Below are 7,736 nucleotides of genomic sequence, written 5' to 3'. Positions count from 1 at the left end.
AAATAATCCGGAAATGTTTTGGCCGTACATTTTGGATCAAGAATCGTCACTGGAATATCTGACAACGCCACCAGCGAGAAACACATCGCCATCCGGTGATCATTGTATGTCGCGATCTCGGCAAAATTCAGTTTTTCCGGTGGAGTGATACGAATGTAATCGTGCCCCTCTTCTACTTCCGCACCGACTTTACGCAGTTCTGTTGCCATCGCAAACAGGCGATCGGTCTCTTTAACACGCCAGTTATAGATATTGCGCAGCGTGGTGGTGCCTTTTGCAAATAACGCCGCGGTGGCAATGGTCATCGCCGCATCGGGAATATGGTTCATATCCATATCAATAGCGTTCAGTTCACCACGCGTACAGGAAATATAATCATCGCCCCAGCAAATGGTCGCGCCCATTTTTTCCAGCACATCAGCAAAGCGAATATCACCCTGCATACTGTTACGTCCAATACCGGTCACTTTTACAGTGCCGCCTTTGATTGCTGCTGCTGCCAGAAAGTAAGAAGCCGAAGATGCATCGCCTTCGACCAAATAAGTACCCGGTGACTGATAAGATTGACCACCTTTTACGACAAATTGTTGATAGTGCTGATTTTCAACTTCAACACCAAACGTCTTCATCAGATTGAGTGTGATGTCGATATAAGGTTTAGAAACCAGATCACCTTTAATACGAATAACTGTATCTTCCGGCGCAAGCGGCGCAGTCATTAATAGTGCGGTGAGGAATTGACTGGAAACGGAACCATCAACGTCAACATTGCCACCTGTAAAGCCGCCCTGTAAACGCAATGGCGGATAATTTTCTTGTTCCAGGTAAGTGATCTTCGCCCCGCCCAGGCGCAGCGCATCCACCAGATGACCAATCGGGCGCTCTTTCATACGCGGCTCACCGGTCAGCACAATATCATTGCTACCCAGACAAAGAGCTGCCGCCAGCGGACGCATTGCCGTTCCGGCGTTTCCGAGGAACAACTCCAGGGCACCTTCTGCGTGTAATGGACCGCCGTTACCGATAATTTCGCAACGCGTACGATCGGCTGAAAGCGTATAGCTTACCCCTAACGCTGTTAATGCATTCAGCATATGGCGCACGTCATCGCTATCCAGCAGATTGGTTAATACTGTTTTGCCGTGTGCTAATGCCGCCAGCAATAAAGCGCGGTTAGAAACGCTCTTGGAACCGGGCAGATTAATAGTGCCATCGACACGAGCGATGGGTTGTAACGTCAGGGATTCCATGAACTCAACTCTCAACAACAGAAATAAAAACCCCACAGGCTGGCTGTGGGGATTAAGCAAAATTTCGGCATTAGCCGTGACGGCGTTCGAACTCAACCATGAAGTCTGTCAGCGCTTTAACGCCTTCCAGCGGCATGGCGTTATAAATAGACGCGCGCATTCCGCCGACCACACGGTGACCTTTCAGTGCATGAAGGCCTGCAGCAAAAGACTCTTCAAGGAACAATTTGTCAAGCGCACTATCTGCCAACTGGAACGGTACGTTCATCCGCGAACGGTTAACTTTCGCCACGTCATTGCGGTAGAAATCGCTGTTATCAATCACCCCATACAGCAGTTCTGCTTTTTGCTGATTGATTTTATCCATTGCAGCTACACCGCCGTTCGCTTTCAGCCATTTAAAGACCAGACCAGACAGATACCAGGCAAATGTCGGCGGCGTGTTAAACATGGAGTCGTTATCGTTGAGGATGGAATAATCCAGAATCGACGGACACGCGATATTCGCTTTGCCCAGCAAATCTTCACGAACGATGACGATTGTCAGGCCAGCCGGGCCGATATTTTTCTGCGCGCCAGCGTAAATCACGCCATAACGGCTGACGTCAATCGGACGGGAAAGAATGGTTGAAGAGAAGTCGGCGGCGACCACCACATCTTTGCCGAAGTCTGGCGTTTCGTCGATGGCGATACCGTCGATGGTTTCATTCGGGCAGTAATGCATATAAGCAGCATTATCAGAGAGTTGCCATTCACGCATTGGCTTAACCGCGCGCAGACCATCAACAGTCACTTTGGCGTCAAAGACATTAGGCGTGCAGTATTTTTTCGCTTCTTTAATGGCACTTGCCGCCCAGTAACCGGCATCAACATAATCTGCGGTGGTTTTATCACCGAGAATATTCAGCGGTACCGCAGCAAACTGACCGCGACCACCGCCATGGCAGAATAATACCTTGTAGTTGGAGGGGACATTAAGAAGATCGCGAAAATCCTTCTCGGCTTCCTCTGCAACCTGAATGAACTCTTTGCCACGGTGACTCACTTCCATCACCGACGTACCAAGACCGTTCCAGTCGCGCAGTTCCTGTTGAGCCTGTTTAAGCACCTCTGCCGGTAGCATTGCCGGACCAGAACTAAAATTGAAGATTTGAGCCATTTCCCCTCACCACGTTGCGTTGCTATTAACCCGCGGTCAATCGATTGCGACCACAGGTAATACATTATTCCTGTGGCTATCGGTTTTATCATTCAGTGACACACATCGCAATGAGTAAAACCGTTGAGGGCAAAAATGTGGCTTGCATCACACAAAAGAATCTCTCGGATTATTAGCAAAAAGCCGATGTTTTTACTGTCAGGTCACCCGTTTTGCCCGACTTGCCTTCGTCCATTCTGGATTTGCACAGCGCGGACATAATTGTTTTTCCCCCGCTTTCATATGAATGATTTCACTACAACGAATACAGGCATAGTCCGCCGACTCCGGCACCACTTTGTAACGCTGCGTACAATCACTGGGTAAAATAAGTAAACCCGGTTTCACCTTGTCATCTTCAAAGAAATAGACACTGATTTGCCCGTTGGTTTCGAGAATCGCCAGACGTACCTGCCCCAGCTGCTCCACGCCACGCAATCGTAGCTCCATAAAGAACTCAAATTCCGTCATGTTGGAGTTATTGAGTTTCGACCAGGCCAGCTCGCCATCTTCAATAATAACAACCGGCTTACCTTCCAGTAAATCTTCCAGTTTTTCACTGTGCGCCATCAACCACATTACCAGGCGGTATAACAACGCCAGAGTGATAAAGACGATAAGTACCGGCACCATCGGCACATCATCATAAAACGCCACATCTCCCGCCGCTGAACCCAGCGTGAGAATAATTAACACTTCAAACAGCGACATCTGTCGCACACCGCGTCTTCCGGTCATTTTGAGGAACAAAAAAACCAGTACAAAGGTATAAAGACTACGTAGTGCAACTTCGCCAAGGAAATCAAAAGGCACTTTATCAAATGCCATACGGTGGAGATCGAACGCCTTCATTTTTATGCTCTTATCGTGGTTTATCCGCTAAAAGCATAGTCAACAGTTCATCGGCATGGCGGCGGTGATAGCGCCTTTGAGATAAAACCCGTATTATTGCGCGCTTTCCGTACGACTAAAGTGATTTTCATGACGCAAACATTTATCCCCGGCAAAGATGCCGCTCTGGAAGATTCCATCGCTCGCTTCCAGCAAAAACTTTCAGACCTCGGCTTTCAGATTGAAGAGGCCTCCTGGCTGAATCCTGTGCCTAACGTCTGGTCTGTACATATTCGCGACAAAGAGTGCGCACTGTGTTTTACCAACGGTAAAGGCGCAACCAAAAAAGCGGCGCTGGCTTCTGCACTTGGTGAATATTTCGAGCGTCTCTCAACCAACTACTTTTTTGCTGATTTCTGGCTGGGCGAAACCATCGCCAACGGTCCGTTCGTGCATTATCCCAACGAAAAATGGTTCCCACTGACCGAAAATGACGATGTGCCAGAAGGACTACTCGATGACCGTCTGCGCGCGTTTTATGATCCGGAGAATGAACTGACCGGCAGCATGCTGATTGACCTACAATCCGGTAACGAAGATCGTGGTATTTGCGGCCTGCCGTTTACGCGTCAGTCCGACAATCAGACCGTTTATATTCCGATGAATATCATTGGTAACCTGTACGTCTCCAACGGTATGTCCGCAGGTAATACCCGCAACGAAGCACGCGTTCAGGGATTGTCTGAAGTTTTCGAACGCTACGTGAAAAACCGCATTATTGCTGAAAGCATCAGCCTGCCAGAGATCCCGGCAGACGTGCTGGCGCGTTACCCAGCAGTAGTTGAAGCCATCGAAACGCTGGAAGCGGAGGGTTTCCCAATCTTCGCTTATGACGGTTCGCTTGGCGGCCAGTATCCGGTGATTTGCGTGGTACTGTTCAATCCTGCTAACGGTACCTGCTTTGCCTCTTTCGGTGCGCATCCTGATTTTGGCGTAGCACTGGAACGTACCGTGACCGAGCTGCTGCAAGGTCGTGGCCTGAAAGATTTGGATGTGTTTACTCCGCCAACCTTCGATGATGAAGAAGTCGCTGAACATACCAACCTCGAAACGCACTTTATCGATTCCAGCGGTTTAATCTCCTGGGACCTGTTCAAGCAGGATGCCGATTATCCGTTTGTGGACTGGAATTTCTCCGGCACCACGGAAGAAGAGTTCGCCACGCTGATGGCTATCTTCAAAAAGGAAGATAAAGAAGTTTATATTGCCGATTACGAGCATCTGGGTGTCTACGCTTGCCGCATTATCGTGCCTGGCATGTCCGATATTTATCCGGCTGAAGATCTGTGGCTCGCGAATAACAGTATGGGCAGCCATTTACGTGAAACGATTCTTTCGCTACCAGGCAGCGAGTGGGAAAAAGAAGATTACCTGAACCTCATCGAGCAACTGGATGAAGAAGGTTTTGATGACTTTACCCGCGTGCGTGAGCTGTTGGGTCTGGCGACCGGGTCGGATAACGGTTGGTACACCCTGCGTATCGGTGAATTAAAAGCCATGCTGGCGCTGGCTGGTGGCGATCTGGAACAGGCTCTGGTCTGGACCGAATGGACGATGGAGTTTAACTCATCAGTATTTAGTCCGGAACGCGCCAACTATTATCGCTGCCTGCAAACGTTGTTATTACTGGCACAGGAAGAAGATCGCCAGCCGCTGCAATATCTGAATGCGTTTGTTCGCATGTACGGCGCAGATGCCGTAGAAGCCGCCAGTGCGGCAATTAGCGGCGAAGCGGCGTTTTACGGCCTGCAACCGGTAGATAGCGATCTGCACGCGTTTGCTGCACATCAGTCGTTGTTGAAGGCCTACGAAAAGCTGCAGCGCGCCAAAGCAGCATTCTGGGCAAAATAAAATCAAATAGCCTACGCAATGTAGGCTTAATGATTAGTCTGAGTTATATTACGGGGCGTTTTTTTAATGCCCCGCTTTACATATATTTGCATTAATAAAATAATTGTAATTATAAGGTTAAATATCGGTAATTTGTATTTAATAAATACGATCGATATTGTTACTTTATTCGCCTGATGCTCCCTTTTAATTAACTGTTTTAGCGGAGGATGCGGAAAAAATTCAACTCATTTGTTAATTTTTAAAATTTATTTTTATTTGGATAATCAAATATTTACTCCGTATTTGCATAAAAACCATGCGAGTTACGGGCCTATAAGCCAGGCGAGATATGATCTATATCAATTTCTCATCTATAATGCTTTGTTAGTATCTCGTCGCCGACTTAATAAAGAGAGAGTTAGTGTGAAAGCTGACAACCCTTTTGATCTTTTACTTCCTGCTGCAATGGCCAAAGTGGCCGAAGAGGCGGGTGTCTATAAAGCAACGAAACATCCGCTTAAGACTTTCTATCTGGCGATTACCGCCGGTGTTTTCATCTCAATCGCATTCGTCTTCTATATCACAGCAACCACTGGCACAGGCACAATGCCCTTCGGCATGGCAAAACTGGTTGGCGGCATTTGCTTCTCTCTGGGGCTGATTCTTTGTGTTGTCTGCGGAGCCGATCTCTTTACTTCCACAGTGTTGATTGTTGTTGCTAAGGCGAGTGGGCGCATCACCTGGGGTCAGTTGGCGAAAAACTGGCTAAATGTCTATTTTGGCAACCTGGTCGGCGCACTGCTGTTTGTACTTTTAATGTGGCTTTCCGGCGAGTATATGACCGCAAATGGTCAATGGGGACTAAACGTCCTACAAACCGCCGACCACAAAGTGCACCATACTTTTATTGAGGCCGTCTGCCTTGGTATCCTGGCAAACCTGATGGTATGTCTGGCAGTATGGATGAGTTATTCTGGCCGTAGCCTGATGGACAAAGCGTTCATTATGGTGCTGCCGGTCGCGATGTTTGTTGCCAGCGGTTTTGAGCACAGTATCGCAAACATGTTTATGATCCCGATGGGTATTGTAATCCGCGACTTCGCATCTCCGGAATTCTGGACCGCTGTCGGTTCTGCACCGGAAAATTTTTCTCACCTGACCGTGATGAACTTCATCACTGATAACCTGATTCCGGTTACGATCGGTAATATTATCGGCGGTGGTTTGTTGGTTGGGTTGACATACTGGGTCATTTACCTGCGTGAAAACGATCACCATTAATGGTTGTCGAAGTACGCAGTAAATAAAAAATCCACTTAAGAAGGTAGGTGTTACATGTCCGAGCTTAATGAAAAGTTAGCCACAGCCTGGGAAGGTTTTACCAAAGGTGACTGGCAGAATGAAGTAAACGTCCGTGACTTCATTCAGAAAAACTACACTCCGTACGAGGGTGACGAGTCCTTCCTGGCTGGCGCTACTGAAGCGACCACCACCCTGTGGGACAAAGTAATGGAAGGCGTTAAACTGGAAAACCGCACTCACGCGCCAGTTGACTTTGACACCGCTGTTGCTTCCACCATCACCTCTCACGACGCTGGCTACATCAACAAGCAGCTTGAGAAAATCGTTGGTCTGCAGACTGAAGCTCCGCTGAAACGTGCTCTTATCCCGTTCGGTGGTATCAAAATGATCGAAGGTTCCTGCAAAGCGTACAACCGCGAACTGGATCCGATGATCAAAAAAATCTTCACTGAATACCGTAAAACTCACAACCAGGGCGTGTTCGACGTTTACACTCCGGACATCCTGCGTTGCCGTAAATCTGGTGTTCTGACCGGTCTGCCAGATGCATATGGCCGTGGCCGTATCATCGGTGACTACCGTCGCGTTGCGCTGTACGGTATCGACTACCTGATGAAAGACAAACTGGCACAGTTCACTTCTCTGCAGGCTGATCTGGAAAACGGCGTAAACCTGGAACAGACTATCCGTCTGCGCGAAGAAATCGCTGAACAGCACCGCGCTCTGGGTCAGATGAAAGAAATGGCTGCGAAATACGGCTACGACATCTCTGGTCCGGCTACCAAAGCTCAGGAAGCTATCCAGTGGACTTACTTCGGCTACCTGGCTGCTGTTAAGTCTCAGAACGGTGCTGCAATGTCCTTCGGTCGTACCTCCACCTTCCTGGATGTGTACATCGAACGTGACCTGAAAGCTGGCAAGATCACCGAACAAGAAGCGCAGGAAATGGTTGACCACCTGGTCATGAAACTGCGTATGGTTCGCTTCCTGCGTACTCCGGAATACGATGAACTGTTCTCTGGCGACCCGATCTGGGCAACCGAATCTATCGGTGGTATGGGCCTCGACGGTCGTACCCTGGTTACCAAAAACAGCTTCCGTTTCCTGAACACCCTGTACACCATGGGTCCGTCTCCGGAACCGAACATGACCATTCTGTGGTCTGAAAAACTGCCGCTGAACTTCAAGAAATTCGCCGCTAAAGTGTCCATCGACACCTCTTCTCTGCAGTATGAGAACGATGACCTGATGCGTCCGGACTT

At 48.7% G+C, this 7,736-nt stretch carries 5 protein-coding genes and 1 pseudogene (1 of these 6 running past the window's edge); 3 read left to right on the top strand and 3 right to left on the bottom strand.

All coding sequences use genetic code 11. The features are described from left to right. From aroA to QZF50_RS09460, 3 genes and pseudogenes are all read right to left on the bottom strand, one after another. Positions 1-1,250: pseudogene (gene aroA, locus QZF50_RS09470) on the bottom strand (3-phosphoshikimate 1-carboxyvinyltransferase); it reaches 37 nt to the left of the window's first position. A 70-nt stretch (positions 1,251-1,320) separates the two neighbouring features. Continuing rightward, positions 1,321-2,409, bottom strand: a complete 1,089-nt coding sequence (gene serC / locus QZF50_RS09465) for a 3-phosphoserine/phosphohydroxythreonine transaminase (protein ID WP_001471308.1) — start codon at positions 2,407-2,409, stop codon at positions 1,321-1,323. Between the two features lie 198 nt (positions 2,410-2,607). Next, a complete protein-coding gene (locus QZF50_RS09460; protein WP_000642849.1) occupies positions 2,608-3,300 on the bottom strand; it encodes a DUF421 domain-containing protein in 693 nt (230 codons plus the stop codon). 129 nt (positions 3,301-3,429) lie between these two features. On the opposite strand from QZF50_RS09460, the gene ycaO reads away from it, so the two are divergent. The 3 genes from ycaO to QZF50_RS09445 all read left to right on the top strand — a co-directional run. Then, positions 3,430-5,190 carry a 30S ribosomal protein S12 methylthiotransferase accessory factor YcaO gene (gene ycaO / locus QZF50_RS09455; RefSeq protein WP_001307086.1) on the top strand — a complete coding sequence of 587 codons (1,761 nt, stop codon included), beginning with the start codon at positions 3,430-3,432 and terminating at the stop codon, positions 5,188-5,190. A gap of 405 nt (positions 5,191-5,595) precedes the next feature. Next, positions 5,596-6,453, top strand: coding sequence for a formate transporter FocA (focA, locus tag QZF50_RS09450; protein ID WP_000642546.1), 858 nt, complete (start codon positions 5,596-5,598; stop codon positions 6,451-6,453). Positions 6,454-6,507: 54 nt separating this feature from the next. Continuing rightward, positions 6,508-7,736 (top strand): pyruvate formate lyase family protein (locus QZF50_RS09445; RefSeq protein WP_290388864.1); only part of this gene is annotated, 1,229 nt, incomplete at its 3' end.

Origin of the sequence: uncultured Escherichia sp. (assembly GCF_948475835.1) — a bacterium.
Lineage (GTDB): Bacteria > Pseudomonadota > Gammaproteobacteria > Enterobacterales > Enterobacteriaceae > ECMA0423.
This window is presented reverse-complemented; position numbering and strand designations above follow the sequence as displayed.